Below are 1,058 nucleotides of genomic sequence, written 5' to 3'. Positions count from 1 at the left end.
AAAGGTGAGGAAATTGCTTTCGAGCCCACCGAACCCGGCCACCATTGCGGACAGGATGCGACCAAAGAAGTTGCTCGCGACATTGCCGGTCACATAGGCCGCCAACGCGCCTGGCGCCTGGATCGGCGAGAAGTGTTCCGAGAGATAGGCTATGGTCAGCGTGAAGGCTGCCGACATACAGAGGCCCTGGACGATACGGAGGATGGCAAAAACCGTCAGATCGTGGGTAAAGGCGAGAGCTGTCGTGGGAAGGGAAAGCAGCGCTAGGCTGATCCAGATACCGCTGCGGCGATCGATCCTGCGACCGAAGAAGGCTATGCCAAGGCCGGCGACGGCCATGCCGAAAGTACTGGCATTGACGGCAAAGCCCATGGCAGCGCGACTGACCTGGAATTTCTCGACAAGTGCGGGCAGGATCGCCTGGGCCGCGAAGAGATCTACCAATGTCAGGAAGGAAATCAGCGCGATGACGGCAAAGCGCCGACGATCGGTGTCGGCCCCGAGATTCGCGCGCGGCGGATTGAGGACATGCTCGAGGCCGGTCATGGCAATCGCTCCAACTGGTTGAATGAAGTGGTGCGGCATCTCCGATCCGGCGGGACCGGAGATGCCTTTCAGTGAGCCTGGGAGCAGCTCACATGGATTCGTGCTTTTGCGCTTCGGAGCTCAGGATGTCGGCGGAGTAGAGGACAGCCGGCTTGCTGCCATTGTTCTTCCACCAATGCGACAGCGTGCCGAATTCGGCAGTCACGTCGCCGGCCTTGTGCTCGATCGGCACTTTGCAAGTGCTGCGGTATTCGGTGATCGAGCCCGAAACGATCAGGATGTTGGCTGGGCGAGCCTCATGCGAATGCCACGGCACGACGCCGCCAGGCTGCACGACGAGCTTGCGCATGCGTAGGGCACTGTTCTTCCAGGCATCGCCCTTGGAGGCGAGATCGATCGAGGAAATGACCTCGTCGGTCACGTTCTTCGGCATCATTTCGCCGGGTTGCATGCCGTTTTCGGCGACCTGATCAACCGGGCATTCGCCGGCATAGGCATAGCCGGTCGGGATG

Annotated in this window: 2 protein-coding genes; both read right to left on the bottom strand. The window is 60.5% G+C overall.

The window, feature by feature from the left end:
• A partial coding sequence (locus RWK44_RS34805) for an MFS transporter (RefSeq protein WP_316030173.1) occupies positions 1 to 546 on the bottom strand: 546 nt, incomplete at its 3' end.
• Positions 547 to 634: 88 nt separating this feature from the next.
• A partial coding sequence (locus tag RWK44_RS34800; RefSeq protein WP_316030172.1) for a cupin domain-containing protein occupies positions 635 to 1,058 on the bottom strand: 424 nt, incomplete at its 5' end.

This window comes from Rhizobium sp. 25PS6 (assembly GCF_032464655.1).
Lineage (GTDB): Bacteria > Pseudomonadota > Alphaproteobacteria > Rhizobiales > Rhizobiaceae > Rhizobium > Rhizobium laguerreae.
This window is presented reverse-complemented; position numbering and strand designations above follow the sequence as displayed.